This window comes from Streptococcus sp. HMSC066E07, from assembly GCF_001814695.1.
Classification (GTDB): Bacteria; Bacillota; Bacilli; order Lactobacillales; family Streptococcaceae; genus Streptococcus; species Streptococcus hominis.
The window spans coordinates 7,497-7,782 of the sequence record NZ_KV817469.1 but is presented as its reverse complement, the minus strand read 5'-3'; the positions used below and the strand labels follow the sequence as shown (position 1 = coordinate 7,782).

Genomic DNA, 286 nt, shown 5'->3' with positions numbered 1-286 from the left:
GTCGCGAGTTCGATTCTCGTCACCCGCTTTGAACAGAGATGTTCAACCATACCAAGTTTTTGGACTTGGGCGCGTAGCTCAGGTGGTTAGAGCGCACGCCTGATAAGCGTGAGGTCGGTGGTTCGAGTCCACTCGTGCCCATTTTAAGATATGGTCCGTTGGTCAAGGGGTTAAGACACCGCCTTTTCACGGCGGTAACACGGGTTCGAATCCCGTACGGACTATAAATTTTATTGGAGGATTACCCAAGTTCGGCTGAAGGGAACGGTCTTGAAAACCGTCAGGC

At 51.7% G+C, this 286-nt stretch carries 2 tRNA genes; both read left to right on the top strand.

What is annotated here, in order from left to right:
- The first annotated feature begins 67 nt into the window (after positions 1-67).
- Positions 68-141, top strand: a tRNA-Ile gene (locus tag HMPREF2984_RS09240).
- An 11-nt stretch (positions 142-152) separates the two neighbouring features.
- Positions 153-224: transfer RNA gene (locus tag HMPREF2984_RS09235), tRNA-Glu, on the top strand.
- Positions 225-286 lie beyond the last annotated feature (62 nt).